Origin of the sequence: Enterococcus sp. AZ104, assembly GCF_050546705.1 — a bacterium.
Taxonomy (GTDB): domain Bacteria; phylum Bacillota; class Bacilli; order Lactobacillales; family Enterococcaceae; genus Enterococcus; species Enterococcus faecalis.
In genome coordinates this window covers 323,096-349,691 of record NZ_CP172952.1, presented here as the reverse complement: position 1 = coordinate 349,691, position 26,596 = coordinate 323,096, and the positions used below count along the sequence as shown (strand labels likewise).

The 26,596-nt window shown below is 36.8% G+C and carries 26 protein-coding genes; 6 read left to right on the top strand and 20 right to left on the bottom strand.

The window, feature by feature from the left end:
- Window positions 1-715: 715 nt before the first annotated feature.
- Window positions 716-2,197 carry a peptide MFS transporter gene (locus tag IGJ37_RS01780; RefSeq protein ID WP_002355315.1) on the top strand — a complete coding sequence of 494 codons (1,482 nt, stop codon included), beginning with the start codon at window positions 716-718 and terminating at the stop codon, window positions 2,195-2,197.
- A gap of 106 nt (window positions 2,198-2,303) precedes the next feature.
- Window positions 2,304-2,504, top strand: coding sequence for a hypothetical protein (locus tag IGJ37_RS01775; RefSeq protein ID WP_002355314.1), 201 nt, complete (start codon window positions 2,304-2,306; stop codon window positions 2,502-2,504).
- Between the two features lie 83 nt (window positions 2,505-2,587).
- Here IGJ37_RS01775 and IGJ37_RS01770 read toward each other — a convergent pair whose 3' ends face one another.
- The 6 genes from IGJ37_RS01770 to rhaB form a co-directional block, all read right to left on the bottom strand.
- A complete protein-coding gene (locus IGJ37_RS01770) occupies window positions 2,588-3,424 on the bottom strand; it encodes a sugar phosphate isomerase/epimerase family protein (RefSeq protein ID WP_002355313.1) in 837 nt (278 codons plus the stop codon).
- Window position 3,425: 1 nt separating this feature from the next.
- On the bottom strand, window positions 3,426-4,304 hold the full coding sequence (locus tag IGJ37_RS01765) for an AraC family transcriptional regulator (RefSeq protein WP_002358417.1): 879 nt from the start codon (window positions 4,302-4,304) through the stop codon (window positions 3,426-3,428).
- 251 nt (window positions 4,305-4,555) lie between these two features.
- Window positions 4,556-4,867, bottom strand: coding sequence for an L-rhamnose mutarotase (gene rhaM, locus IGJ37_RS01760; protein ID WP_002380032.1), 312 nt, complete (start codon window positions 4,865-4,867; stop codon window positions 4,556-4,558).
- Window positions 4,864-5,712 carry a rhamnulose-1-phosphate aldolase gene (gene rhaD, locus IGJ37_RS01755; RefSeq protein ID WP_002363003.1) on the bottom strand — a complete coding sequence of 283 codons (849 nt, stop codon included), beginning with the start codon at window positions 5,710-5,712 and terminating at the stop codon, window positions 4,864-4,866. Before rhaD ends, rhaM begins: the two co-directional genes overlap by 4 nt.
- A gap of 27 nt (window positions 5,713-5,739) precedes the next feature.
- Window positions 5,740-7,026: an L-rhamnose isomerase gene (gene rhaA / locus IGJ37_RS01750; protein ID WP_002380031.1), complete on the bottom strand. Its 1,287-nt coding sequence runs from the start codon at window positions 7,024-7,026 to the stop codon at window positions 5,740-5,742.
- The gene (gene rhaB, locus IGJ37_RS01745; protein WP_002380030.1) at window positions 7,023-8,534 is read right to left on the bottom strand and encodes a rhamnulokinase; all 1,512 of its coding nucleotides are present in this window, start codon (window positions 8,532-8,534) and stop codon (window positions 7,023-7,025) included. The genes rhaA and rhaB overlap by 4 nt, the downstream gene beginning before the upstream one ends.
- A 119-nt stretch (window positions 8,535-8,653) precedes the next feature.
- On the opposite strand from rhaB, the gene IGJ37_RS01740 reads away from it, so the two are divergent.
- Window positions 8,654-9,526: a helix-turn-helix domain-containing protein gene (locus IGJ37_RS01740; RefSeq protein ID WP_002380029.1), complete on the top strand. Its 873-nt coding sequence runs from the start codon at window positions 8,654-8,656 to the stop codon at window positions 9,524-9,526.
- A 147-nt stretch (window positions 9,527-9,673) separates the two neighbouring features.
- Here IGJ37_RS01740 and IGJ37_RS01735 read toward each other — a convergent pair whose 3' ends face one another.
- From IGJ37_RS01735 to IGJ37_RS01690, 10 genes are all read right to left on the bottom strand, one after another.
- A complete protein-coding gene (locus IGJ37_RS01735; RefSeq protein WP_002355306.1) occupies window positions 9,674-10,969 on the bottom strand; it encodes a TRAP transporter large permease in 1,296 nt (431 codons plus the stop codon).
- Between the two features lie 35 nt (window positions 10,970-11,004).
- Window positions 11,005-11,481, bottom strand: a complete 477-nt coding sequence (locus IGJ37_RS01730) for a TRAP transporter small permease (protein ID WP_002355305.1) — start codon at window positions 11,479-11,481, stop codon at window positions 11,005-11,007.
- Window positions 11,482-11,495: 14 nt separating this feature from the next.
- Window positions 11,496-12,503, bottom strand: a complete 1,008-nt coding sequence (locus IGJ37_RS01725; RefSeq protein WP_325814933.1) for a TRAP transporter substrate-binding protein — start codon at window positions 12,501-12,503, stop codon at window positions 11,496-11,498.
- Between the two features lie 20 nt (window positions 12,504-12,523).
- A complete protein-coding gene (locus IGJ37_RS01720; protein ID WP_325814932.1) occupies window positions 12,524-13,630 on the bottom strand; it encodes a glycoside hydrolase family 88/105 protein in 1,107 nt (368 codons plus the stop codon).
- A gap of 229 nt (window positions 13,631-13,859) precedes the next feature.
- Window positions 13,860-14,648 carry a gluconate 5-dehydrogenase gene (locus tag IGJ37_RS01715; RefSeq protein WP_002362994.1) on the bottom strand — a complete coding sequence of 263 codons (789 nt, stop codon included), beginning with the start codon at window positions 14,646-14,648 and terminating at the stop codon, window positions 13,860-13,862.
- 21 nt (window positions 14,649-14,669) lie between these two features.
- A complete protein-coding gene (gene kduI, locus IGJ37_RS01710; protein WP_002355301.1) occupies window positions 14,670-15,509 on the bottom strand; it encodes a 5-dehydro-4-deoxy-D-glucuronate isomerase in 840 nt (279 codons plus the stop codon).
- 12 nt (window positions 15,510-15,521) lie between these two features.
- Entirely contained in the window at window positions 15,522-16,529 is a 1,008-nt protein-coding gene (locus IGJ37_RS01705) for a sugar kinase (protein ID WP_002385349.1), read from the bottom strand.
- A gap of 4 nt (window positions 16,530-16,533) precedes the next feature.
- Entirely contained in the window at window positions 16,534-17,181 is a 648-nt protein-coding gene (locus IGJ37_RS01700; RefSeq protein WP_430598947.1) for a bifunctional 4-hydroxy-2-oxoglutarate aldolase/2-dehydro-3-deoxy-phosphogluconate aldolase, read from the bottom strand.
- Between the two features lie 160 nt (window positions 17,182-17,341).
- Window positions 17,342-18,094, bottom strand: a complete 753-nt coding sequence (locus IGJ37_RS01695) for an IclR family transcriptional regulator (protein ID WP_267570882.1) — start codon at window positions 18,092-18,094, stop codon at window positions 17,342-17,344.
- Between the two features lie 130 nt (window positions 18,095-18,224).
- Complete coding sequence (locus IGJ37_RS01690; protein ID WP_002383688.1) at window positions 18,225-18,692, bottom strand: MerR family transcriptional regulator; 468 nt, start codon at window positions 18,690-18,692, stop codon at window positions 18,225-18,227.
- A gap of 100 nt (window positions 18,693-18,792) precedes the next feature.
- On the opposite strand from IGJ37_RS01690, the gene IGJ37_RS01685 reads away from it, so the two are divergent.
- Both IGJ37_RS01685 and IGJ37_RS01680 read left to right on the top strand, forming a co-directional pair.
- A complete protein-coding gene (locus IGJ37_RS01685; protein WP_002385351.1) occupies window positions 18,793-20,310 on the top strand; it encodes an MDR family MFS transporter in 1,518 nt (505 codons plus the stop codon).
- A complete protein-coding gene (locus IGJ37_RS01680; RefSeq protein WP_002355291.1) occupies window positions 20,310-21,014 on the top strand; it encodes a DUF4811 domain-containing protein in 705 nt (234 codons plus the stop codon). Before IGJ37_RS01685 ends, IGJ37_RS01680 begins: the two co-directional genes overlap by 1 nt.
- A 42-nt stretch (window positions 21,015-21,056) precedes the next feature.
- Here IGJ37_RS01680 and IGJ37_RS01675 read toward each other — a convergent pair whose 3' ends face one another.
- The 4 genes from IGJ37_RS01675 to IGJ37_RS01660 all read right to left on the bottom strand — a co-directional run bounded on the left by IGJ37_RS01675 (window position 21,057) and on the right by IGJ37_RS01660 (window position 25,588).
- The gene (locus IGJ37_RS01675) at window positions 21,057-22,178 is read right to left on the bottom strand and encodes a hypothetical protein (RefSeq protein ID WP_325814928.1); all 1,122 of its coding nucleotides are present in this window, start codon (window positions 22,176-22,178) and stop codon (window positions 21,057-21,059) included.
- Window positions 22,179-22,463: 285 nt separating this feature from the next.
- On the bottom strand, window positions 22,464-23,693 hold the full coding sequence (locus tag IGJ37_RS01670) for an ABC transporter permease (RefSeq protein ID WP_325814927.1): 1,230 nt from the start codon (window positions 23,691-23,693) through the stop codon (window positions 22,464-22,466).
- The gene (locus IGJ37_RS01665) at window positions 23,690-24,400 is read right to left on the bottom strand and encodes an ABC transporter ATP-binding protein (protein ID WP_002383683.1); all 711 of its coding nucleotides are present in this window, start codon (window positions 24,398-24,400) and stop codon (window positions 23,690-23,692) included. Before IGJ37_RS01665 ends, IGJ37_RS01670 begins: the two co-directional genes overlap by 4 nt.
- A 9-nt stretch (window positions 24,401-24,409) precedes the next feature.
- Window positions 24,410-25,588: an efflux RND transporter periplasmic adaptor subunit gene (locus IGJ37_RS01660; protein WP_325814925.1), complete on the bottom strand. Its 1,179-nt coding sequence runs from the start codon at window positions 25,586-25,588 to the stop codon at window positions 24,410-24,412.
- A gap of 320 nt (window positions 25,589-25,908) precedes the next feature.
- Here IGJ37_RS01660 and IGJ37_RS01655 point away from each other — a divergent pair, with 320 nt between their 5' ends.
- Complete coding sequence (locus tag IGJ37_RS01655) at window positions 25,909-26,547, top strand: NAD(P)H-binding protein (protein ID WP_002358396.1); 639 nt, start codon at window positions 25,909-25,911, stop codon at window positions 26,545-26,547.
- The last annotated feature ends 49 nt before the right edge of the window (window positions 26,548-26,596 follow it).

Below are 26,596 nucleotides of genomic sequence, written 5' to 3'. Positions count from 1 at the left end.
CATCGAATGGCCGGCCGTAGGTGAATATCTCGTGACAATTTATTACTAGAATGTCGGTTTTGTTACATTTTGTAATAAAAAGCTGCTGGAAGCTTGATATTATCCTGTTTATATTTTGCGAAAAAAAGTTAAAAAAACAGGATTTTATTTTTGAGAAACCGTTTTCTAACCCTTGATTAGCCCTTAAATGTCGGTTTTTTTACATTCGTTTCAGTCAAAAAGTAACAAAATGTTAAATATACTAGACATGAGAATGTTTTTTTCAAAAACTCACGCCTAAAAAGAACAGGTGTTTTCTTTGAATTTTTTTATCATTCACTATTTTTATTTTTCCTTCTATTATATAGATAAATTTTTTGTCGTATTCATTTTTCGATTCTGAAAAAACACTAAGCACTTCCTATTGAAACAAAAAGAGTTAAACAAAAAAATCTTATATTTTGCTTGTTATTTATTCATTTTAATCTTATTCAAAAAAGGAACAGCTAAAGCAACTACGAAAACAAAGTATTGAAAATAAAGCAGAATAAATATTCATTTTTATTGTAATTCACGAATAAAAAACAAATAATCATTCGAACGCTTGTTATTTAAAAACGTAATCAGTTTTTTCTCTTTCTATTTTCCAATCTATGAGTAATAAAATATATGAATCTACATTTAAGTCATTTTATTATCAAATATTCTGAATATTATAAGAATTGGAGTTTTATCTATGAGTGACAAAGAACAACTTGAGAAATTAGACAAATCCTTTCTGGGACAACCGAAAGGACTAGCAACACTGTTCTTCACAGAAATGTGGGAACGTTTCAGTTACTACGGCATGCGTGCTATTCTAATGTATTACATTTACGATACCGTAGCCAATGGCGGTTTAGGTCTCCCCAAAGCAACTGCCTTAGCCATCATGTCCATTTATGGATCAATGGTTTTCATGTCCAGTATCATTGGCGGTTGGGTCTCTGACCGTGTCTTAGGTTCAAGGAAAACTGTTTTTATTGGTGGTTTGTTAATCATTGCTGGACATATTGTTCTAGCTACCCCATTTGGTGTCCCCGCCTTATTCGTTTCTATTATGTTAATTGTATTTGGGACTGGGATGTTAAAACCAAACGTTTCAGGGATGGTTGGCCATCTTTATTCAAAAACTGACTTACGTAGAGATGCAGGCTTCTCCATTTTTTACATGGGGATTAATATCGGAGCCTTAATCGCTCCCCTTGTTGTCGGAACTTTAGGACAAGAATATAATTATCATTTAGGCTTTTCCGTTGCCGCAGTAGGGATGTTCTTCGGGCTACTACAATATTATTTCCAAGGACGTAAATCTCTGGCTGGAATTGGTCAGGCCCCAACTAATCCAATGTCTAAAGAAGAGCAAAAGAAATTTGCTAAAGCATTTATGTTGGCAATTGTCGTTGCTTTACTTATTTTTGGTGGCGCCTATGTCACAGGACATTTAACAATTGATTTCTTTATTAATACCATCAGCGTGTTAGGAATCCTGTTACCTGTTTATTATTTCAGCAAAATGTTAACGTCTAAAGATGTCACTGCTGAAGAAAAACCAAAAGTTCTGGCTTACTTGCCATTATTCTTAGCAGCAATTGTTTTCTGGTCATTGGAAGAACAAGGTTCGTCTATTCTTGCTCTATTTGCAAATGAACGGACGCAAACGAGTTTGTTTGGCTTCCCGATTGCCGCTAGCTGGTTCCAATCATTAAATCCTGTATTCGTAGTTATTTTGACCCCTATTTTTGTTACATTATGGACAAAACTAGGTAAACGTCAACCATCAACAGTTGTGAAGTTTTCACTAGGGCTAGTCTTTGCTGGTCTTTCCTTCGTCTTATTAATGTTGCCAGGTCTACTTTATGGTACCGAAGGACGGGTGAGTCCACTTTGGTTATTCTTTAGTTTCTTCATTATGATTGTCGGAGAAATGTGTTTATCTCCCGTTGGCTTATCGATTACTACAAAATTAGCACCGAAAGCTTTCGAAGCTCAAACCGTTGCTATTTGGTTATTAGCAGATGCCGCTTCACAAGCCATTAACGCTCAAATTGCTCGTTTCTATACACCTGGAACAGAGTCAGCATATTTTGGGATTGTCGGACTTGTAGCTGTCGTTGCTGGGATTCTCTTATTCATTGTGAAAAAACCAATCCAAAACTTAATGGGTGACGTCCGTTAAACCGTCAAAAAAGTTGCCTTTCTCTTTTTTGAAAGGCAACTTTTTTATACAGCGTTTTGATAACGTTTTCATCAAGTGGTATACTAAATAGAAGGAGGACGAGGACATGCGTTACTTAATTGGCGGTATTTTTTTATTGATTAGTATCTGGCAATTCATTGTTACTGGACGGACATTTTCCTACTTAAAGAAAGAGGGCGGCAAAAGAACCTCACCATTTATTCTGTTAGGACTATGGAGTAGTTTAGTGTTTGCTATTATTTCATTTGCTGTGGCGATTGCTTCTTTCTTTTATGTGAGTTTTTAAGGCAAGTATATTTTATATTTTGTCTTATTAAGCAACGAAAAACATCTCAAAAAATCGAGATGTTTTTTGTTGCACATTTTTATCTAAATGGAATGATATTGCGAAACTTTTTGATAGGCACTTGCTATTTTTTCAAATGGTGTTTCCTCAAAAATAGTGAACAGTCCGGGCTTATGTTTATTCAAAAATTGAATGGTTTCTTTAAGAGGCACCTGCCCTTCGCCAATGGCTACCGGAAATATCTGCTGATTTCTTATAATGAAATCTTTCAAATGAAAAGCAACGATTTTTTCACCAAAACACTCAAACGCTTCTTCTACTATTTCCAAATACGTTTTATCTATATCTACTCGAATTAAGTTGGTAGGATCCAAAATAATGCCTAAATTAGTTGAAGCAACCTCGTCAATCAATCGTTGCATTTTTTCAATTGTATGAATTGGATGATTGATTCCTGGTTCAATCCCAACAATTATCCCATACTTTTCAGCTTCTCGACATAATCTTCTAACAGAAAATAAAACTTCTTCGTAGGCTTCTTCTGTATAATTATCTTCAGTGTAATAAATCGTTTCATATATACTGCCTGTTTCAGTTGCAACGATTTTTGCCCCAAACATTGAAGCGTAACGAATGTATGTTTCAAATTGATGCAGTCGTTTTTCTCGCTCTTCTAAATCTGGATGAATCAGATTAATATAACAACTTAGGACACTAATCGTAATCTTTTCATCTTCGAAAATATTCTTCAATTGGCTTCCTAGTCCTGGAGATAGAACAGCAGCACTTGCATATTCTGGATAAGAAATACCTAAGGCAAATTGAATTGAAGTTATGTTCGTTTCAGCAATTTTTTTAGCCAATTCCACAGGAGATATTTTGGTGCCAACATCATGGGCACGTACTGCAAGTGTCAACATTTTATTCAAGCCTCACTTTCTTGATAGATTCTTCGTAATGATCAAAATGAATGATCTGATTATTCTTATGTTGCACCAAAAATTCTTTTGGTGTCATATTAAACTCTTTTTTAAAGGATTTCAAAAAGTGTGGATATGATTTAAATCCACATTTCAGGTAAACATCACTAGCACTGCGATATTCTTTTAATAACTGTTTAGCGTAAAGTAGTTTCTTTTTCAGCACAAATTGATGGAAAGTAAATCCTGTATGTTTCTTAAATTCCCGCGTTACATAATACTTAGTCACAAAAAAATTTTTTTCCATCTGTTCTAAGGTTAATGGTTGATCCAAATTTTGAGAAATGTAGGTAATCATTGCTTCAATTCGTTCATTTTCAATCATTTGTTTTGGTTGGCTCTCATTCTCTTCTTTCAGAACTAATTGATTTAAGTAAATTAAAAAGTCTAACAGTTGTTGTTCATAACGAACATCCGCACCATATTCTTCTGGCAAAGGAGAATGATCTAACGGGGTCAAGTAGTTTGCTAATTTTGCTACATCCACTTTGATAACTTTACTACGACGCTGACCAAAATGTTGAAAACAAGCAGACAAGTTTGTCCGTTTACTAGATCGTTGTTGTAAAAAATCGGGTGTTAAAAAAATATACATCCGTTCGAAATCATCAGTACTCTGCTTAATAATTCGATGTAAATCATGATAATGAATGAGTAAAACGGTCCCTGCTTCAACATCAAATTGATGTCCATCTAAAAAGAACGTTGCTACCCCTTTTAACGTACAATGGACTTCATAAAAATCGTGGTAATGATAGATGGTTTTTTCTGGACTAACCATATCTTTTACATGAAAGATCTCATATTGATCTGAAATCATACTATTTACTTGTGATTTCCGGATTTCTTTTACACTCTTCAACAAGATTCACCTCTTTTTTTAGAAGTTAACTATTTTTTGAATAAACAGTTACAGCTAATGTTGGTACAATTTATTACTTTCTGGAACAGGCGTTACCACAAAGGCTTTCTTTGTAAGTTCCAGAACAATTTCTTAAAATCAACTCCACTCAAGTAAGTTGTTTTGTGTACAATCATACGATTCACTATAACAAACTGTTCTATTTTAAATTATAGTTCAAAAACTTTTCTTAATTCAGTCGTCATCGGCGAGCAATCAGGATTTGTTTCCATAATATCTTCCATATAGTTCCACCATTTTTGATTGATTGGCGTCAGTGCTATTTGTTCCCAGCGAGCTTCATCTTCTATTTCTAAATAACCAAAAAGTGTACTGGTTTCAGGATTTAAAAAAATTTGATACTTAATTGCCCCATGTTCTTTCAGCATTTGACGCATTTCTGGCCATAACTCCTCATGACGTCGTTGATATTCGGCCTGTTGATCAGGATATACTTGCATACAAAAGGCTTTTTTTATCATAGCTTTCTCCGTTTTGATACTTTCTCTTCCAAATAGCCAACTTTCGGTGTCACACCAAACGCTTCTGCTAAGCGCCATAAATCTGCATCTGAAATTGTTTGGCGAACGCCTCCTTGCGCACAAACATAAGTGTACACTTCAGCGGCTTTTTCGGCAGTTTCAATTAAACCAAATACTTCATCCATATCACGACCAGTACCATAAATACCATGTTGCGGCCATAAAACCAAACGAGATTCTTTCATTTTTTCAGCCGTTGCTACACCAATTTCATTCGTTCCAGGAACCAACCATGGAATAATACCAACACCGTCTGGAAATACTACTAAACATTCGGTACACATTTGCCATAATGTTCTAGTAAAGACTTTTTCATCTAATTCGTGGGTAAAACTCATTGCTAATAAATGACTCGCATGATTATGCATGACAATGCGATTTTCTGGATCAACAGCTAAACGAGCAATATGGCTCATAAAATGACTAGGTAATTCACTTGTTGGTACAGCTTCATCTTCTAAGCCCCACAATAGTTCTAGTTCTTGGCCATTTTCACTAACTCGTAAAATCCCTAAGTTTTCACTTGGTGCATCACAGACATTTTTAAAATATTTTCCTGAGCCTGTCACGATAAAATATTTTCCTGCTAATTTCGTTGCATCAAATTTCATTGGAATCTTTCGGAGCACTTGTGTTGGATTTAGAAAAGGTAAAATCTCCTCTTCTTTTAATAAATACGAAATATTTCCGCCATTTCGTTCATCCCAACCTAAACGATATAAATTTTTGGTCGTTTTGACCATTTCTTCCACAAATGGTGCTTGTAACACGTTCATTTTTTTCATTTTAGAAGTTCCTCTCGTTTGTTAATTTTATGAAAAACGACAACTATCTTTACCTGTTGGCAATTGACGAGTTGGTAAAATCACTTTTTCGTATTCTTGAACATCCGTTAACCAATCTAAGCCGATAGGTACGTGATTTTCTTGACAGTAGTAGTTCCAGATATCGGCAAATGGAAAGTCTTTTAACTCTTCCGTTAAGGCTAAACGTGTGGTAAAATCTCCTATCAATTCAGCTTCTTTTAAGACGTTTGTTGGCTCAAGCATCGCTTTCATTAACGCTTTTTGTGTATTGCGGGTGCCAATCACCCAAGCGGCAACACGATTGATTGTGGCATCAAAGAAATCTAAGCCCACATGTGTTTTTCCTAATAAATCATTGCGAACTAACTCCTTGGCAATTTCTTGCAATTCATCATCCATAATGACAACGTGGTCACTATCCCAGCGAACTGGACGACTGACATGTAATAGCATTCCTTCGCCAAATAAGGATAATGAAGATAACTTATTAGAAATCACTTCTGTTGGATGAAAATGACCAGCATCTAAACAAATTAATTTATTCCGCGTTAAACCGTAGCCCATATAAAATTCATGAGACCCAACTGTATAGGCTTCTGAACCAATCCCAAAGAGCTTGCTTTCCACCGCATCGACTGTATAAGCTGGATCAATTTCCTCTGAAAAAATTTCATCTAGCGAAGCAATTAGCCGCTTTCTCGGCGTTAAACGATCAACTGGGTTATCTTTAAAGCCATCTGGCACCCAAAAGTTATTGACAGCTACTTGTCCTAATTCTCTTCCAAAATATTCAGCAATTCTTCGTGAACGTTTCCCATGCTCAATCCAAAAGTTTCGAACTTGCGGATTCGGATGAGCTAAAGTAAAGCCATCGCGGTACATTGGATGCGAGAAAAAGGTTGGATTAAAGTCCAATCCTAAGCCATTTTCTTTTGCCCAAGTCACCCATGGTTCAAAATGCTTTGGTTCCAGTTCGTTTAAATCCACCCTTTCCTCTGTGTCTAAATAAATAGCATGCAAGTTCAATTTGTGTTTTCCTGGAATTAAAGAAAACGCTTTTTCTAAATCTTGACGTAGTTGCTGGGGACTTCGAGCAACGCCTGGATAATTCCCTGTAACTGAAATACCACCAGAAAGTTCATCCTCACTTAAGAAGCCTCTCACATCATCTCCTTGCCACACATGCATTGAAATTTTGACATCAGCCATTTTTTCCAATACAGCTTCGGTATCTACGTCAATACTGGCATATTTTTCTTTCGCTTCTTCATATTTTTGTGTAATGGTTGTCATAATGAGCTCCTTTTCATAAATGCTTGATAGCGATTTTTTATTGTTGAATCAATTGGATTTGCTTGATAGATTTCCGTGGGAAAAGATGTTTGGATACAAGTACGAGCTGCTGGAATATCTTTAAGTTCACCTGTTGCAATCATCTGCATCAAAAGATTACCTAAAGCAGTTGCTTCTCCAGGTCCCGCTTTCACTGTAACATTAGCAATATCAGCAGTTAGCTGGTTCAATAAACGATTATTGGAACCACCACCGACAACATGTAAAGTTGTAATTTTCCGTTCGATTCCTGTTAATTGAGCTAATTTTTCTAGTTCTACGCTGTAACACAATGCTAAATTATCATAAATACAACGAGCGAGTTCACCAGGGCTTTCAGGAACTGTTTGTTGCGTTTCACGGCAATAGGCTTGTAATTCAGTAATCATATTTCCTGGATTTAAAAAACGAGGATCATTTACATCAATAAATTGTTGAAATGCTGGTTCTTTTTCAGCTAAGGCGGCCAATTCAGGATAGCTATATTGGTAGTTTTGGTGCCGTGCCACTTCTTGAATTAGCCACATACCCATAATATTTTTTAAGAAACGAATTGTGTTCTGGGCGCCCCATTCATTCGTGTAATTTTCTTGGAAAGCTTCAGCAGAAATTGTTGTAACAGTCGTTTCAATGCCTAATAAAGACCAAGTACCACTGCTAATGTACGCCCAGTCATCGCCAATGCCTGGCGTACCTAAAATTGCTGAAGCTGTATCATGACTAGCTATCGTAATCAACGTTGCATTTGGTAAATCATAGTCTGGAAAAGCCGCTGTTTGCAGGTCGCCTAAAATCGTGCCCGGCTCTACTAATGTTGGAAATAGTGTTTCATCAATTCCTAGGAAACCCAGTAATTCACTTTCCCATTGTTTCGTTCCAGCATTCAACAGTTGCGTGGTGGAAGCGTTGGTTGCTTCGATGACTGCTTTTCCAGTAAAGACATAACCTAAGTAATCAGGGATTAACAACAATTGACTGGCTGCAGCCAAACGTTCCTTTTCCTCTACAAATAACTGAAAAATGGTATTAAAAGGTTGAACTTGAATCCCCGTTTGTTGGTACAATTTTTCTAATGAATAGCCTTTTGAAAAATTTGTTACAGCTGCTTCTGTCCGTCCATCTCGATAAGCAATCGGTTCGTCCAAAAGTTGTCCAGATTGATCCAGCAGACAATAGTCAACACCCCAAGTATCAATTCCAATAAAACATTCCTTGATACCTAATTGTTTAACTTTTTGCAGACCAAGCAGTAACTCATGGACTAAACTAGCCATATCCCAACGCTGATACCCATCTTTTTGATGAAAACCATTTTTAAAACGATGAATTTCTTCTATTGTTATCTGACCATTCGCTAAACGTTGACTTTTCATTATGCGACCGCTAGAAGCGCCAATATCAACCGCTAAATAGGTTCGCTTTTCAACTTGTTCTTTTTTCACTTTGTTGATAGTTGTCAATCCTTTCACTATTTTTATTTTTTGTACGTTAGACTAACTTTATGTATTCATCATAAACAAAAAATAGCGCTTTCACCTCTCACAATTTTGAGATATAATTGTACTATCTTGGTAATTAGGAGGTTCTTATGGATTATTGGGAAAAAGCCGACTACTCTTGGTCAGACGATTCTAAGCGACATATTTTGACACCTAGCAGCAAAAGTCGCACACTTTTTTATTACATACAGGAAATTGGACAGTTTAAAGCCTCGCGCCCTTATTATACGGAGCGGGCACATTTACCATCATACTTAATTAAATTCACGCTAAATGGTACTGGGGAATTACGCTATCGTTATCATACATACAGCTTACAGAGAGGTGATTTATTCTTTATTGACTGTCGGGATTATCAATACTATCAAGCAACCAGCGAAGATCCTTGGGAAATGGACTGGATTCATTTTGAAGGAGGAAATTCTGGTGCTTTTTTCCAAGAATTTATGAAAAATGGTTCACCAGTTTTCTCCACTAATCAGCTTCCAGAAGATAATCCTATTCATTTAATCATTCAGCAATTATTACAATTACAATATTTACAACATGCGCAAACTGATTACCAATCTTCCGTTTTAATTCATCAATTACTGAACGAATTATTGTTGCAAAAGTATCGTCAAGACTTTACCTACGAAACGATTCCATCATTGGTTTTGGAAATGAAAGCTTACATTGATCAACATTTCAAAGAAACAATTTCTTTAGAAGACTTGGCTCAACTCTTTCATTTAAATAAATATCAATTGAACAAAGAGTTCTCCAAATACATTGGATTACCGCCAATTAAATATCAAATTAGTAAAAAAATTTCTTATTCAAAAGATTTACTACGCTATTCTAATCAAACAGTGAAAGAAATTGCTGTAGATGTTGGTTTAGAAAACTATGCCTACTTTAGTCGATTATTTAAAAAGCGAACTGGATTAACTCCTAGTCAATACCGTAAAAGTGGCTTCTAAAAAATCTCTCTATGACACATAACGTCATAGAGAGATTTTTTATTTCTATGCCTCCTAAACTCAATATTTTATAGTAAATTACCAAATCTAGTTGATTGAACAACTTATATTTCGCTCAATTGGGGTTGTTAGACAATTTGTATTGAATTAAGAAATTAGATTTGGTAACCACATGACAAGTTCAGGTACATATGTGATTAAAAGTAAAATTGCTAAGATTACCAGATAAAATGGAACTAGTGGTTTCAGCATTTGCTCAGCTTTAACACCCCCAACACTAGCACCAACATATAATCCTGTTCCAACAGGTGGTGTAATTGAACCAACACACAAGTTCATAATCGCAAATAAACCAAAATGAACTGGATCCACCCCAACATTCATAACAATTGGTAAAAAGATTGGCGTAAAAATCAAAATAGCTGGACCAACATCCATAAACATTCCCACAAACAATAGGACAACGTTTACTAATAGTAGAATTAAGTATTTATTGTCTGTGATTCCTAAAATAGCTGTACTGATTGCTTCTGGTATCCCTGTAAAAGCCATCGCAAAAGACATCATTGAAGAAGTTGCCAACAAGAACATAATGGTTCCACTCATCAAGACAGCCTCTTTTAACATTTTAGGTAAATCGTTTATTTTCACTGTTTTGTAGTAAAACATTGAAATCAATAATGAGTATGCAACAGCAATTGCTGATGCTTCAATCGCTGTAAATAACCCCGTCAAAATACCACCAATAATAATGACAATTAACAATACACTGGGAACCGCTTCTCGCAGAACCTTGCTGACTTCTCCTTTTTTTGCTTTTGCCACAGTAGGATAATTATGACGTTTTGCAATAACATAGGCTACCACCATAATTCCTAACGCCCACAAAGAACCTACCAAATAACCTCCTAAAAATAAAGAAGAAATAGAGGCCCCACCAGCCACCAATGAATACATAATAAACGCTGTACTTGGTGGAATAACCATTCCTGTAGGAGCAGAGGCAATATTTACAGCCGTTGCAAATTTCCGATCATAGCCCTCATTTACTTGTTGCGGAATTAGCACGCCACCAATAGCAGTAGATGCTGCAATTGCAGAGCTAGAAATCGAACCAAATAATGCGTTCCCTAACACATTAGTATGTGCTAGCGCGCCGGGAACACGACCAACAAATAACATAGAAAAATTTACCAACTTTTGGGCAATTCCCCCATTATTCATAATCACACCAGAAAAAATAAAAAACGGAATTGCTACGAGAGAGAAACTATTTAAACTAGAGACCATTTTTTGAGCTGAGGTAAATGCAGCTGCTTCAAAAGGAATTACTAATAACAATGTTGCAATTGAAGATGCCGCAATGCTCATACCAATTGGCATACCAACTACCAATAAGACTGCAAAAACTACAAATAAGATAATGCCTGCTTCTAAAGCCATATTTTTACTCCTATTCTTTTTCTTCTATAAACGCATTAAGAATCTTTTGATTGCGTGAATAACTCTAGCAAATTCATCAAACTATAAATAAACATCAAAACACCTGCCACTGGAACGGCTAAATAGACATAACCCATAGGAATTGCCAAAGATGGTGAAATTTGTCCTAACGTAATTACTACACCATTCCAACCGCCAAATATCATAATCACTCCTGCAAAAAGTAGGAACAACAATTGAACAATAAATTCTAAAAAGCGTTTTTGTTTCCCTTGTAATTTTTCACTTAACAAAGTTACTGCTAAATGTCCCTTTTTTCCAACCACATAAGCAGAAGCTAACATCGCCAGCCAGACCAATGCAAAGCGAACAAATTCTTCTGTTAAGGTACTAGGATTTTTTAACACTGTCCGGGCAAACACTTGGTACAAAACGACCAAAACCATTGCAGCAAGAATGATTGATCCAAGTATTTCTAAAAGTCGATTTAAAAATTTTCTAAAACCTTTCATAATTACCTCCTTAATTAGTCCGCCAACTGGCGAATAGCCTGATACAGTTTGCCATGTTCTGAGCTATTTTTGAATGATTCATGCAACGGTTGAACAAGTTTTTGGAATGGTTCACTGTCTACTTGATTGAACACAACGCCATATTCTGCTTGTGCTTTTTTCTTTTCTTCTTCAACTGCTTCTTTAAAGACCGTTTTTTCAAAAGCGGTCGATTCTTTTGCTGCTTCTTCAATCGCTTGTTCTTGTTTCGCTGTCAAACGTTCTTTTGTTCCCTCGTTCATAATCACAATATCTGGCACTCGAGTATGCTCATCATAAGAATAATACTTAGCCACACCACCATGACCAGCTGTATATAAAACGAACTCATTATTCTCTGCACCGTTGATTAGATTAGATTGTAGAGAAGTATATACTTCCGAACTACCCATAGGTACTGGCGAACCCCCTAAAAGTTCTACCATTTTGATGGCGGTTTCACTTTGCATGACCCGAATTTTTTTACCTTTCAAATCATCTGGAGATGTAACAGGCCCTTTGCTCATATAAAAACTTCGTTGACCAGAGTCATAATAAGTTAAACCAACAAATCCTAATTTTTTTGTAGAATCATACACTGGTTGCATTAGCGCTTGATTATCCATTACTTTAAAAAAATGTTTTTCATTATCAAAAATATACGGAATGGCAAATACAGAATAATCTTTAGAAAAACTTTCTAATGCTGATCCACTGACCTTTGCAAAATCAATTGCACCTGTTTGTGTTAATTCAATTAGTTCTGTTTCTCCCCCTAACTGACCATCTGGAAAGTATTCAATTTGAACTTTACCATCTGTTTTTTCCTCTACCAATTCCCCGAATTTCTTCATAGAATCGATAACTGGTTGGCTATTACTAGCATACGCATAGCGCAAGACTACCGTATCACTTGCCGAAGCTTCTGTTTTGCCGCAACCACTTAGCAACTGTAATCCTGCCAATACCATAACTGCTGTAAATAAAACCTTTCTTTTTTTCATGAACTTTTCTCCTTACTTTTCTAGCAATAAGAAACAAGCAATTCAGTCAAACATAGGATTGTTAATGATTGACCATAAGGCATCGCTGTCATTCCAATTGTGCGATAAAAATCTAAATTATCACCCATTCCTGTACCAACTGACACATGTTGTACTTCTCCCGTTTCATCAATCTCATTTAGTAAGCCAGCAATTGCTTTGTTTGCCACTTCTTCATATTCAGAAGAAATATATTTTTTATGAACCGCTTTTAAAATCCCATAAGCGAATCCCGCTGTAGCAGAAGATTCTAAATACGAATTTGAATCATTAATTAATGTATGCCATAAACCAGATTCATCTTGGTATTTCGCTAAAGCTGCCACTTGCGCATTGAGGGTACTTAATAAAAATTCCCGTAAACTATCTCCTTTTGGCAACTCTAAGATTTCAATAATTTCTGGAATAGCAATCGTAATCCAGCAGTTCCCTCTTGCCCACAGTGCTTCCGCATAGTTATGATTTCCCTCAAAAGTCCAACCGTGATACCATAGACCACTTTTTTTATCTTGTAAATATTTAATATGGATTAAAAATTGATGCTTTGCTTCTTCCAAATAATCGAGTCGATTCAACAACTTACCAATTTTTGCCAAAGGTAAGACAGTCATCATTAACGTATCATCCCATAATTGATTTTTATTTTCTGGTCCATATGTCGCATGTTGCAAGCCCCCTTCATTCGTTCGGGGCATTTCTTCCATCACCCATTCCGCCCATTGCTCTAAGTAAGGTATATATTTAGAGTCTTTAGTGTCTTCATATAGATAAGCCATTGTTAAAAGCGGAGCCATCGTATTCACATTCTTAGGCGGCGCGCCTTCTTGCATCCGACCTTCAAACCAGTCGTTAACTACTTGTAAAGCTTTTTCACTTTTAGTATTTCGATAATTCTTATATATACCATACACCCCAACGCCTTGCGGCCAGTTCCAAATCGTCCAACTTTTGTCATCAACTTTTAAACCATCAAAATCTAACAGAAATTCACCTGTGTTATCTTTAATCGTTGTTAAATTTCTAATTAATAAGTCAATCGTTGTTTCTACTGTATCTTTTGGTATGAATTGTTCCTGTTTAATAATCATCGGCAATCAAAACTCCTTTTCCATCCCACCAGCGCAAATGAAACGCTTTCATTTTTTTGTAATTTTAGTTTAGCAAGGAATGTTAGCAAATTATATAGTTAATCTTGACGAATTACTGTCAAAAATTGACTTTTTTTAAAAATTAGATACGGTTTTTACCAATTCAATCAATGAGTAAATAACAAAAAACGGACATCCTTTTTAGGTATGTCCGCTTTTTGTTACTTATTTATGGTTGTTTTCCAATATAAGCTAAAATTCCACCATCGACATATAAGATATGTCCGTTAACAAAGTCAGAAGCGTTAGATGCTAAGAAAACTGCTGGGCCAGCTAAGTCTGCTGGTGTGCCCCAACGATTAGCAGGTGTTCGTCCCAAGATGAATTCGTTAAATGGATGCCCTGGTTCTCTTAATGGCGCCGTCTGTGGCGTTTCAATGTAGCCAGGTCCAATCCCATTACATTGAATATTATATTGTCCATATTCAGAAGCAATATTTTTCGTTAACATTTTTAGTCCGCCTTTTGCTGCCGCGTACGCACTAACTGTTTCACGACCTAGTTCACTCATCATTGAACAGATATTGATAATTTTGCCATGACCCTTTTCAATCATATCTGGAATAACCGCTTTTGCCATAATAAATGGCGCATTCAAGTCAACATCAATCACTTGACGGAACTCTTCTGCTGACATATCCACCATTGGAATTCGTTTAATAATTCCCGCATTATTGACTAAAATATCAATAGAGCCGACTTCTTCTTTAATCTGAGCAACCATCGCTTGAACTTGCTCTTCATCAGTGACATCACACACATAACCACGTGCTTCAATCCCTGCGGCCCGATAATTTTCCAAGCCTTGTTCAACTGATTCAGGAGATAAGTTATTAAAAACAATTGTTGCTCCTGCTTCAGCTAGGGATTTCGCAATCTCAAAGCCAATCCCATAAACAGCACCTGTAATTAACGCTACTTTTCCATCTAATTGAAAATCATTCATTTTAAATTCCATGTTTTCTCCTCTTTCTTTGGTTTATTTTAATTGATCCATTGCAACCATATCCATGTCTGTGTACGTAATATTTTCTCCGCACATGGCCCAAATAAAGGAATAATTACTTGTACCAACCCCAGAATGAATTGACCAGCTTGGTGAAATGGCTGCTTGTTCATTACTCATTACTAAATGTTTCGTTTCGTCTGGTTTACCCATCATGTGGAAAATCCGCGTATCTTCTTCCATATCAAAATAAACATACGCTTCCATACGACGTTCATGTGTATGACAAGGCATTGTATTCCAAGCGCTACCTGGTTCTAAAATGGTGTAGCCCATTTGTAACTGGCAACTTTCACAAACGTTCGGATGAATGTATTGGTAAATTTTACGTTGGTTCAATGTTAATGGATCACCCGTTTCCATTGGGGTAATTTCATCAATACTAATTTTTACGTTGGGATATTTATGATGTGCTGGGACACAACTAATGTAAAATTTCGCTGGATTATCAGGGTTTTCTGAAGAAAAACGAACATGTTTTGTTTCTTTCCCAATATAATAGCCATCTTGTTTTTTCATTGTTTCTTTGGCGCCATCAATTTCAATAAAGCCGGGTCCCCCAATATTAATAACCCCTAGTTCACGGCGTTCTAAGAAATAGTCAACCCCTAATTCTTTGTCCAAAATAATTTCTAATTCTTCTGTGGTCGGTGTCACACCACCAAAAATCATCCGATCATTATGTGTGTAGGTTAAGCTGATTGCACCTGGAATAAAAACTTTCTCTACTAAAAATTCATCTCTCAATTGTTCTGTTGAATAGTGACGGATATCCGCCGGACTATGTGTATAACGTGTTTCCATATTTTGCATAACTAAAATCTCCTATCTATTTATTTTTCCTGAGCCCGTTGCCAAAAAAGCAAGGACTTCTTTTTGACTAAATTGATTACAATCACCATGGACAGTATGTTTTAACGCACTAGCCGCTGTCGCAAAATCAATGCAGGTTTGTGGATCATAGGCAGCTAATATGCCATGTAAAACCCCACCAGCAAACGCATCACCGGCACCGACACGGTCAACAATCGGTTGTAATCGATGACATTTGGACGTATAATACGCACCTTTGTACCATAGCGTTCCGATTAATTCATTATCTGTCGCTGAATGAACTTGACGTTTGGTTGAATAAAATACTTGAATGTTAGGATAACGTTCTTGCATTTTTCGGTAGTACCACGTTAATGCGTCTTCAAGTTCTTCCTCTGGTTCTGGAATCTCCAGTAAATAACGAGCATCTAATACCCCAGCTGAACAAATATCAACAAATGGAAGAATGGCCTTCAATGCCACGCTCGCTTCTTTCTGGGACCAAAGTTTCCCTCGATAATTAATGTCAAAACTTACTTGGCACCCTGCTTGCTTCGCTGCTTTAACTAACGCAACCGTCATACTTTGCCAATTTTTTGATAACGCCGCTGTAATCCCTGAAATATGAAAGATCTCTACTCCTGAAAACAGCTCATGTAAGTCCCATTCCATTTCTTCGATTTGAGCAAAGCTTGAATAGGCGCGATCATAGACAACACTGGCTGCTCGTTCTCCTGTACCAGTTTCCAAGTAATATGTTCCTAGGCGTGTTCCGCCAGTTCGTACAAATTCCGTTGAAACCCCATAACGACTTAAATGCTTTTTGGCGGCTTCTCCTAATGAATTATCGGGCACTTTACTAGCAAAAGTCACTTGGTGGCCATAGTTCGCTAACGAAATCGCTACATTCGCTTCACCACCGCCGTAATGTACAGCGAAATTTTCTGTTTGTGCTACGCGTATTCCGACAGGCGTGGACAAACGCAACATGATTTCTCCCAATGTTACGACTTTCCCCATGTGCCTACACCCCTTTGATTGCTTGGAATTTTTCCATATAGGCTTGGGCAACCTCACGAACTTTTTCAAAATCCCCAGTTGCTGCTGGCGCTAACAGATTGCCACCAACACCGACGGCCGTCACACCTGCAGCAAACCACTCGGCCATATTTTCCAAACTGACACCACCCGTTGGCATAATATTTAACTGAGGCAATGGCGCTTTAAATGCTGAAATAACACTCGGTCCATAAACACTTCCCGGAAATAGTTTAATAATATCTGCTCCGCTTTTCAGTGCTTCTTTCATTTCTGTGATGGTCATACAGCCTGGCAAGTAAGGAACTTGATATAAATTGCAAATTTTAGCGGTTTCTTCATCGAAGCTTGGACTCACAATATATTCAGCCCCTGCTACAATAGCTAAACGAGCAGTCGTAGCATCCAAAACTGTCCCCGCACCAATGACTACGTCAGGATTTTCTTTGTATAACGCAACTAATTCCTGAATCACTTCTGTTGCTTGAGGAACAGTAAAGGTTAACTCAATCCCCCGCATACCGCCTGCTAGAATGGCTTGACTAGCTTTTAGTGCTTCCTCTTTTGTCTTTCCGCGAACCACAGCAATCACGCCAGCATTTTCTAATTTTTGTAAAATTGATACTCGCTTCAACAGACTCCCTCATTTCTTATTTAGAAATATATATTTATTATAAAGAAATTCACAACTTCATTATACAGATTAAAAAAAAAAATGCAAACGTTTTTACAAAAATAAAAAAAGAAAGACAAACAAAAATCCCAATCGACTTTTGTTTGTCTTTCTTTTTCTACTATAATTTCGCTTCAATCTCTGCTTTTGTTGCTAAAAGGGCTTGATTAATCGTCGTTTTATTTTCCTCTGTCAAACGATATTTCGGCATGCTTACACTAAAAGCACCCGCAATTTCGCCATCTTTCATTAAAGATACTCCGCTACAGAAAATATCTTGTTCAATTTCTTCATCATCGTAAGCAACCCCCGTTTGTTGCACTTGTTTTAATTCTTTTTTCAAACGCAAGGGATTGGTAATCGTATTTTCGGTATAGGGAATTAATGTCTGCGTGTCTAAATATTGTTGCACTTGTTCTTCCGAAAATTCTGCTAAAACGGCTTTACCCATGGCCGAATTATACAAAGGTCGAGTAATTCCCACTTTCGAGGACATGCGAATCGTTTGATTTTTCGGTTCTAATTTATTGATATACAGAATTTCATTATTATTTAAAATCCCTAAATGAATGGTTTCATCGACCGTATTTTGAAGGTTTTCTAAATAAGGTACCGCAATTTCAGCTAAATCGATTTGCTCCACACTTTGATTCGCATAGCGAATCAATTTTGTTCCTAAGCGGTACGTCTTGTTCGTGTCTTTTTGAACATAGCCAATTAATGTTAAGGTTTCTAAAATTTTGATTGCCGTTGATGCCGTCATTTCGGTATTCTTTGCAATTTCCTGTAAGGTTTGATCGGGTTGTAAACTTAGACAGTCCATGATTTTAGCCGCTTTTAACAAGACTGTTCCGTAAGGTTTTGTTTCTTTCATCGAAACCCTCCTTTTCCATATAAGAAATTATATAGAAAAATAAAGAAATTGCAAGAAAAAAAGAACTCGAAGATTCATTCAGTAACGTTTTACTTTCACTTCAGGTCTTTCTCCCAGTCCTATTTCATTCTTATTTTCTTTTCTTTAACTCATCAGAAACATCTGCATCCTTAGGAATTAAAAGATACTCACTGACTTCTGTGGTTTCATTAAATACGACATATAATTTTTGTTCTTCATCGAAATCGCCCAAATCAATCGCTACGTAATTGGGACAAACTTCTGAGATACCATGAAACATTTGACTAAAGATTTTTTTCGTCATCCCCACATTACGATGCTGCTCTTCTGCTTTTTCCACCGCACTTTGTAACGTATATCCTTCATCTAAAAAACGCTTGATCCAATGCACTTTGACGACTGTATGTAACCGATATTTCCGTGGACCGTTTGCGTCTTTCGCAATGGAAGAAATATATCCTTTTTCTTCCCAATAACGAAGTTGACGTGGCGAAACTTCAGCAATTTCACTTAGTTCACTAATTCCTATCAACAAATTTTCTTCATTTAACAAACGCTGAATCATTTTTGACCACATTAGTTTAACTTCCTTTCCCTTATCCTTTCCTTAATTGTAGTTTTTTTTACACCTTTGTCAAGTAAGTTGACAAAGATTCTAATTAGTTGTAAAGTAGTTAATGCAATTTAATTTGAAACTTACAGAAAAAGGAGCGATATATGTGACTTCACAACAACCTGTGGATATTCACGGAAAACCTTATAACCGGTCGTTACTAGTCGGCGTTTTACTAATCGGAACATTTTGTACGATTTTAAACCAAACACTTTTAACGACGGCCTTACCTACATTAATGAAAGAATTTGATATCTCAGCTTCAAGTGTACAGTGGCTAACCACTGGATTCCTACTTGTGAACGGCATTATGATTCCCATCAGTGCTTGGTTGATTAACAAATTTAGTTCAAAAAAATTATACATAACAGCGATGTCAACGTTCTTAATCGGAACCATCATCTGTTTTGTAGCGCAAGACTTCGGCATGTTATTGACTGGACGTCTTGTTCAAGCCGCAGGGGTCGGTGTATCTATGCCTCTTTTACAAACAATTATGCTTTCAATTTTCCCGCCTGAAAAACGTGGCGCTGCCATGGGCACAACGGGAATTGTTATCGGATTAGCACCCGCTTTAGGTCCAACATTATCTGGTTGGATTATTGATTCTTATACATGGCGTGACCTTTTTGGGATGGTCATTCCAATTGTCGTTTTAGTCCTAATTTTAGCTTCATTTTTAATGAAAAATGTCATTCAATTATCTAATCCAAGTATCGATGTCTTATCGGTCATTCTTTCTACTCTCGGCTTTGGTAGCTTACTTTACGGCTTCTCAAGCGTTGGTGATAAAGGTTGGGGTAGCCCACAAGTCTATGGATTCTTAATTGTTGGTGCGATTGTTTTATGTCTTTTTACATATCGACAATTGCATTTAGAACAACCTTTCTTAGAACTACGCGTTTTTAAATCAAAAGTCTTTACTGTTGCGGCCATTTTATCTGGCGTAACCAACATGGCAATGATTGGCGCCGAAATGGTTTTACCTTTGTATATCCAAAATATTCGTGGTGAATCTGCCTTCCATTCAGGGTTAATGCTTTTACCAGGAGCGTTAGTCATGGGACTTATGATGCCAGTAACGGGTCGCATTTTTGATAAAATTGGTGCCCGTCGTCTTGCGATTACTGGGATGTTTATTTTAACAGCTGCAACGTTACCGTTTGCTTTCTTAACAAAAGCAACACCTATTATTTATATCATTGTCCTATATGCGATTCGGATGTTTGGTATTTCGATGGTCATGATGCCTGTGACAACTTCTGGCATGAATGCTTTACCAATGAATTTATTAAGTCACGGAACTGCTGTAAACAACACCTTCCGACAAGTAGCCAGCTCAATTGGAACAGCTGTTTTGATTAGTGTTTTAACAAATGTTACCAAAGACGGCTTACCTGCATCGGACTTATTAAAAACAGCCCCACTCACTTATCGCGACCAAGCAACAAACGCAACACTAAACGGTTATCACGCAGCCTTCTTCGTGGCAACAATCTTTGGCGTTCTCGGCTTGGCGATTACTTTCTTCTTAAATAAAAAAGAAGCGATGCCTGTTAAGGAAGTAGGTGCAATGAAATAATGATTATTTTCCTTTTAATCCTTTGCGTGTTAGGCTTTGCCTACACAAATGTATTTGGCCGAAAAGTTTGGCATAAATGCTGTATGGTTATTTTTGGTTTAGGGTTCTTAGCTTCGTTAAGTCTTATCGTTTTAAACGATAAAGATCATTTTGGTATGACCGAAGTTACTCAGGACAAAACGTTTGAACTAAAAAGCAGTAGTTCAAGCAAAGATGGCCCCAACATGTTATTGTACCAGCCGTTGGGCGATGGTTCCGAAAAAGTTTATTTATATAACACACCAGATAAAAAGAAACTACAAAAAACAGGAACGGAAAACGTCACAAACACAGTTCAAAAAGATGCTCAAAAATCCACATTAGTCCAAAAAACGACGAAATGGTCCTATCAAGAGTCCTGGGCCAAAACACTATTTGGCCTTGCTGACAACGATAACCAATTTGCAAAACAAGAAAACACCTTCAACATTGCTAGTGACTGGCTAGTTTTAAGTGCTGATCAAGCCAAAAAATTAGGTGAATATATGGAACAACATGCCGCTGATATCAAAAAAGAAGGGACTGAAACAGTTGGCAAAAAAATGATGGCTGCTATGATGGCGAATCCATCAATGTCCCAAGAAGAACAAGCGAAACTCACCGAACAATATACCAAAGAGTTTCAACAAGAATTGATTCAGAAAATTCTTAGTGACATGAAATAAAAAAAGGACTGCCTGAGAAACTTATCAGGCGGTCCTTCTTTTTTAATGATTAACCCAAATATAAATACCTTGTTCTTCTTTTTCAAGAACTTTTGTTTCCGAAAGCAAATTTCCTGTCACCAAATCATATCTGAGAAGCGTCTGACCAGCTAAAACCAACAACTGATTATCTTTCGTTGTATTTACACTATAAATCATAGATTCTTCTAATTCTTCCGTCTTTAACTGTCCATTAATATTTAAAAAATAACTTTCTTCCGTAGCAAGATTAACAATTGACAGCCCCACTTTCCCTAATGCATTTGGCTCGTGATCAATAATCAAATATTCGGACGTTCTACTTTTGTAAATTAGGTTAGGAAAATTCTCTGTCAATTGAATAAAACGTTGATTTTTAGCATCTAAACCCATTTGCATAATTCGATTATCTGGCACATTTTCATAACTTACTCGGTTTCTATGAGCCGTTATCGGCAAGTAAATTTGATTATTTACAATCACAGAAGAAGTAAAACCATAAACATACTCTGGGTTTGTATCTAAAAATATTTCGTCTGTTAATGTCAAATTTTCTCCTTCTTTAAAAATGAACAACGTATTCTCATAAAGTTGTTTTTCCTTGGCTTCCTGACTAGCGACGACATATAGCTTATTTTGTGTTCCTGAAAATTGCGTAACTGGTGTTGTAGATTCATTAAACACGTATGAACTAACTGGATTCCCTTCAGTATCGAAAGAATATAAACGCTCTGCTTGAACAGTATAAAAATAGTTGGAGCTATAACCCGTACCAGTATAAGGATATTTTTCTGTCTTTCTTTTCAAAAGTTCTCCTTTAAAAAAATCAACACTCACTATAAATTCATCCTTAGTGCTGCTCAAAAGATCACCTGTTGAAAATAGTAAATAATGGGATTGTAATCTTCCTTTTGAAAACCCTGTTGGGACAATCTCTGGTAGATCCACACGACTTCGCTTATGTTTTTTGATGTCATTTTCAGAAAACATGAATGAATAAATCGCTTGGGTTGATAATACATAAAAATCTGTTTCTTCTTGCACAACAAAAGATTGCTTTTTTTCTTCTATCAATTTGTCTTTTACAACAAATAACATTATTCCAATACTAATCAAACTAAGAAATCCTGCTACTATTTTTTTCATATTTTCGTTGTATTTCTATATGTAATTGGCGCCTGAACTTTTTTAAACAATTGTCTTATACTCACTATATTATTCCCTAGACAGCTTTGATACCTTTCTTCCACAGTCCATTCTACATAACCAACCAACAACAGTCTAACCGTTTTTTTCATTTTCTCTCCTCCTATTAAAACAATATGCTTCCATTGTGACCATGCACAACAAAAGCATATCATTCAATCTTTTAACAAACAATCTAATTTCAGATTATTTGAACTGTTTAGAAAAAACCAAAAATATATCTTTTTAATTATAAATCGCTTTAATCGGATCCATCCTCGAAGCACCAATTGCTGGAATAATCCCGAAAAAGATACCTGTGAAGACAGAAACCAATGTTGAAATGGCAAAGATGGACGGCGTAATAATTGGCGTAATCGAAATATACCCACCGACCACAGTTGCCAATAAGTAGCCGCAGCCGACACCAATCAAACCACCAATCAATGTGATAAACGCTGCTTCCATTAAAAATTGGAATAAAATGACTCGTGGTTTAGCACCAATGGCCCGGCGAATCCCGATTTCTCGTTTCCGTTCCGTGACAGACACGTACATGATGTTCATGACGCCAATTCCCCCGACTAATAGGGAGATTGCAGTAATTGCCATCAGAAACATTGTCATACCCGTGACCATTTCTTCCATTTGTTGTTGGAGTTGTTGGTCTTGGTCGTTTTCTTTAAACGTTCCTTTCACTTCAGGATGATTTTCACTTAAAATGGTGATTGCCTGTCCTAAAATTGCTTCACGGTCCGCTCCCTCACGAACCTTAATATTGATGCCACTAATTGCTTTTGTTTTTGCTAATTTATTGTATGATTCTCGAGAAACAAAACTGCTCATAGCAGTTGCCCAATCATCGTTCATACCCAAACTATCTAAATCTTTTAGTGCTAAAATACCAATCACCTTGTACATATAACCACCAATTGAAACAGCTTTTCCAATGAGTTGGCTAGGATCATCAAGCCGAATTTGCGTTTCAAAGATATCATGATTTAAGACAATCGCATCTGTATTTGCATCGCTCGGTTGAAAATCACGACCATATAAAATATCATTCTGCCCTTTAGTCGACGTAATGGATAAATTTGCTTGCGCCCCAAAATAATCCATTGGTACAAACAAATTGTCTCCGCCCCCCATCATTGATTCACCATATTGAGGATAAATACTTTCAATTCCTTGAATGTCTTGTAATTTTTTCAAGTCCACTCGGCTAAACGTATAATCTGGCTCTTCATAGGACATAAAATTGTCACTGCTACCATCCGACATTGTATAATGAATCTTCAAAACATCCGCGTTCACTGCACTGGATGCCTTCACAACTTGACGTTTCATCCCTTCACCTAGCGCAGAAATCGTTACGACTGATGTAATCCCAATAATAATCCCGACCATCGTTAAAAATACCCGCAACTTATGTGCCTTTAAGCTTAAAAAAGTACTAACAAATAAATTAGCAATCATCTAATCACCTCTTCTTCCAAAAAGCGACCATCTTTCATATGAATCACTCGTGAGGCATATTTTTTCATATCTTCATCATGTGTCACCATGACAATTGTTTTGCCCTGTTCATTCAATTCTTTCAATAATTCCATAATTTCTGTACCCGTTTCACTATCCAATGCCCCAGTCGGTTCATCAGCCATAATCAATAATGGATCATTCACCAAGGAACGAGCAATGGCTACTCTTTGTTGCTGTCCTCCAGAAAGTTCAGTAACTTTTGATTTGGCTTTTGTTTCCAAACCGACAATTTTTAGGTATTTTTCAGCAATCGCTTTTTTCTCAGCGCGGCTTTTTTTCCCTTCATAAACACAGGGCAATTGAACATTTTGACTAACATTTAAAGAATTAATCAAGAAAAATTGTTGAAAAATAAATCCTAGATATTCATTGCGAAAGGCTGATTTTTTATTTTCAGACAATTTTGAAACATCTGTTCCTGAAAAATGATAGCTTCCGTCTGTTAAGCGATCCAAGAAACCAATAATGTTCATCAGCGTTGTCTTACCGCTACCGGACTTCCCCATAATTAAAATGAACTCTCCTTGATGGATGGTCAAGTTCAATTCTTTTAAAACATGTAGTTTTTCCTTACCTACTGGATAGAACTTGTTAATGTCCCGCAATTCAATGAGGGGTTGATTTGTATTGTTTGCTTCCACCATCAAGCCCTCCTATTTCGACGCATCTGTCATTGATTCGTTGGTTGCTGATTCATCAGAAGCAATCGCTGCATCTGATTCAACAATATCACCGACTTTTACTGGTTTTTTTGAAGAAATAACCACTCGGTCGGCTGATTCTAAGCCAGATTCAATCGCCATTTTGTCGCCATTTTCTTGCCCGACTTGGACATCACGACGAATGATGGTTCCAAAATCATTCACTAAAACGTAGGCCTGTTCACCCTCTTTTTGAATCGCTTTTTTCGGTAACTCAATCGCCCCTAAATCGCCTAAATCAATGGTTGCTTGCATATGGTAGCCATTTTTAACTTTGTCTAAATTGGCCAACGCAATTTTGACGCTATAACTAGACATCGTCGTGCCGCCCTCTGGATTGCCACTCGCGGCATCGCTGTTGCCTTCAGGAGGATTATCATCGATGTAAGAAATTGAGCCATCCACAACCACATCGTTGGAAACAGAAGTTAGTTTAGCTTTTTGCCCAACACTAATTTTAGTCAAGTCCTTTTCATTCACTTTTCCAGCTAAATAAAGATCTTCTGAAGTTAACCGTAAAATCGGTGAATTGGCATCTTTTACTTCTGGAATTGATACGCGACCTTTGAAATTAGCCTTTGTGGAAATATATTGCTTCGCTCCTAAATCCGCTAAGGTTTCATTGGTAAAGGTAATCTCTTCATCTACCGCATCGACTTCTGTTTGATATTGTTCATTTAAATCATCACCAGATATCGTGCGGTCTTCTTCTTTAGTTTTATTAAATTTATCAATGGCCCGATTCCACTTATTATAGATATTCGCCCGCTTCGTTTCTAATTTGGCTAAGCTATTTTGTTGTGCCTCAATTTCTTTTGTGACCGCCTCATCTTCATAAGTAAATAATTCTGTGTCTGCATCTACGACATCGCCGTTTTTCACCTTAATCTCTGGATCCTTTGTTATTTTTTGATCACGCGCAAAGGCTTCCATTTGTTCCGGTTGGATGACACCGTTAATATAAATTTGTTGCAAGTCGGGAACGTCAAAATAGTCAATTCCCCAGTCATCTTTAGGCGCTTGCTTGACAGCTACTTGTTGTGCATTTTTATTTAACGCATTCACAGTTACGATGCCCCCAACCGCAATTACCGCAACTGCCCCCAATATAATTATCGTTTTCTTCTTCATTTTCTTCGTTTCATCTCCTCATTCTGTCTATTTTCCCCAACAAACTAAATTGCTCGGTCGTTCACTTATAACTATTTAACCATGCTTGAATTCAAGAAACAAGGGCATTTCTCTAGGCCTTTAGTCTGATTTATTTCATTTTTGTTCATTTTTTTATTTATTTCACGACAATAAATAACCATTGTTGGGTCTTTGTGTTTCAACAATCTAAAAAGGTTATTTTTATGTTATTTATAACTAAACTATGCGCAATCGAGATTTTTTGCTTCTTTTTTTATTTAAGGTACACTAGAAGAAACAATTGAAAGTGAGGGCTTGCCATGAAAGTCATTATTTTTGGCGGTAGCGGTTTTTTAGGTCAACAAATCGCGAAAATTTTAGTCCAACGCCAACATCAAGTCATCAGTGTTTCACGTCATGGAAAGCCTGCCACGCTCTCCGCATCTTGGAGCCACCAAGTGCAGTGGGTATGCTCCGATGTTACTCGTGACACGAATTGGCAAGAACAAGTCCAGCGTGCTGACTGGGTCATTGATACAGTAGGTATTTTATTTGAAAATCCACGAAAAAAGAAAACCTATCAACGGCTAATTCTGACGCCAGTGAAAAAAATCAGCTCTTTTTTAGCACAACAAAAAAAGCCAGCTAAGTTTTTATTTATTTCAGCCAATACTGTTCCTTTCCCTTTGAGAAAATATATGGATGCCAAATTGGCAGCGGAGGAACTAATCCACCAAGAAGTCGCCGAAGCAGTAATTTTTTATCCTAGTTTACTTGTAGGTCAAGAACGTACCGGCACCATACTTTTTAGTAAATGTATTTATTTTTTTAAGAAAATCCCCTTTTTAAAGAACTTATTTATTGGCTATGATCCCGTGCCTGTGGCAGAAATGGCACAAGAAATTGTTCACGTTTTAGAAGGCGGCAATTCTATTTACACACACAGAAGGACCCGTTAACAAGTTATCTCCCAATCGTCTCTGTCTAGAGGCGGTTTTTTTGTGTTAC

Bases quoted from the DNA above. Each gene is read 5' to 3' on its own strand.
- IGJ37_RS01780 (WP_002355315.1), top strand. From the start codon at position 716: ATGAGTGACAAAGAACAACTTGAGAAATTAGACAAATCCTTTCTGGGA.
- IGJ37_RS01775 (WP_002355314.1), top strand. From the start codon at position 2,304: ATGCGTTACTTAATTGGCGGTATTTTTTTATTGATTAGTATCTGGCAA.
- IGJ37_RS01770 (WP_002355313.1), bottom strand. From the start codon at position 3,424: ATGTTGACACTTGCAGTACGTGCCCATGATGTTGGCACCAAAATATCT.
- IGJ37_RS01765 (WP_002358417.1), bottom strand. From the start codon at position 4,304: ATGATTTCAGATCAATATGAGATCTTTCATGTAAAAGATATGGTTAGT.
- rhaM (WP_002380032.1), bottom strand. From the start codon at position 4,867: ATGATAAAAAAAGCCTTTTGTATGCAAGTATATCCTGATCAACAGGCC.
- rhaD (WP_002363003.1), bottom strand. From the start codon at position 5,712: ATGAAAAAAATGAACGTGTTACAAGCACCATTTGTGGAAGAAATGGTC.
- rhaA (WP_002380031.1), bottom strand. From the start codon at position 7,026: ATGACAACCATTACACAAAAATATGAAGAAGCGAAAGAAAAATATGCC.
- IGJ37_RS01740 (WP_002380029.1), top strand. From the start codon at position 8,654: ATGGATTATTGGGAAAAAGCCGACTACTCTTGGTCAGACGATTCTAAG.
- IGJ37_RS01735 (WP_002355306.1), bottom strand. From the start codon at position 10,969: ATGGCTTTAGAAGCAGGCATTATCTTATTTGTAGTTTTTGCAGTCTTA.
- IGJ37_RS01730 (WP_002355305.1), bottom strand. From the start codon at position 11,481: ATGAAAGGTTTTAGAAAATTTTTAAATCGACTTTTAGAAATACTTGGA.
- IGJ37_RS01725 (WP_325814933.1), bottom strand. From the start codon at position 12,503: ATGAAAAAAAGAAAGGTTTTATTTACAGCAGTTATGGTATTGGCAGGA.
- IGJ37_RS01720 (WP_325814932.1), bottom strand. From the start codon at position 13,630: ATGATTATTAAACAGGAACAATTCATACCAAAAGATACAGTAGAAACA.
- IGJ37_RS01715 (WP_002362994.1), bottom strand. From the start codon at position 14,648: ATGGAATTTAAAATGAATGATTTTCAATTAGATGGAAAAGTAGCGTTA.
- kduI (WP_002355301.1), bottom strand. From the start codon at position 15,509: ATGCAAAATATGGAAACACGTTATACACATAGTCCGGCGGATATCCGT.
- IGJ37_RS01705 (WP_002385349.1), bottom strand. From the start codon at position 16,529: ATGGGGAAAGTCGTAACATTGGGAGAAATCATGTTGCGTTTGTCCACG.
- IGJ37_RS01695 (WP_267570882.1), bottom strand. From the start codon at position 18,094: ATGAAAGAAACAAAACCTTACGGAACAGTCTTGTTAAAAGCGGCTAAA.
- IGJ37_RS01690 (WP_002383688.1), bottom strand. From the start codon at position 18,692: ATGTGGTCAAAAATGATTCAGCGTTTGTTAAATGAAGAAAATTTGTTG.
- IGJ37_RS01685 (WP_002385351.1), top strand. From the start codon at position 18,793: ATGCAATTTAATTTGAAACTTACAGAAAAAGGAGCGATATATGTGACT.
- IGJ37_RS01680 (WP_002355291.1), top strand. From the start codon at position 20,310: ATGATTATTTTCCTTTTAATCCTTTGCGTGTTAGGCTTTGCCTACACA.
- IGJ37_RS01675 (WP_325814928.1), bottom strand. From the start codon at position 22,178: ATGAAAAAAATAGTAGCAGGATTTCTTAGTTTGATTAGTATTGGAATA.
- IGJ37_RS01670 (WP_325814927.1), bottom strand. From the start codon at position 23,693: ATGATTGCTAATTTATTTGTTAGTACTTTTTTAAGCTTAAAGGCACAT.
- IGJ37_RS01665 (WP_002383683.1), bottom strand. From the start codon at position 24,400: ATGGTGGAAGCAAACAATACAAATCAACCCCTCATTGAATTGCGGGAC.
- IGJ37_RS01660 (WP_325814925.1), bottom strand. From the start codon at position 25,588: ATGAAGAAGAAAACGATAATTATATTGGGGGCAGTTGCGGTAATTGCG.
- IGJ37_RS01655 (WP_002358396.1), top strand. From the start codon at position 25,909: ATGAAAGTCATTATTTTTGGCGGTAGCGGTTTTTTAGGTCAACAAATC.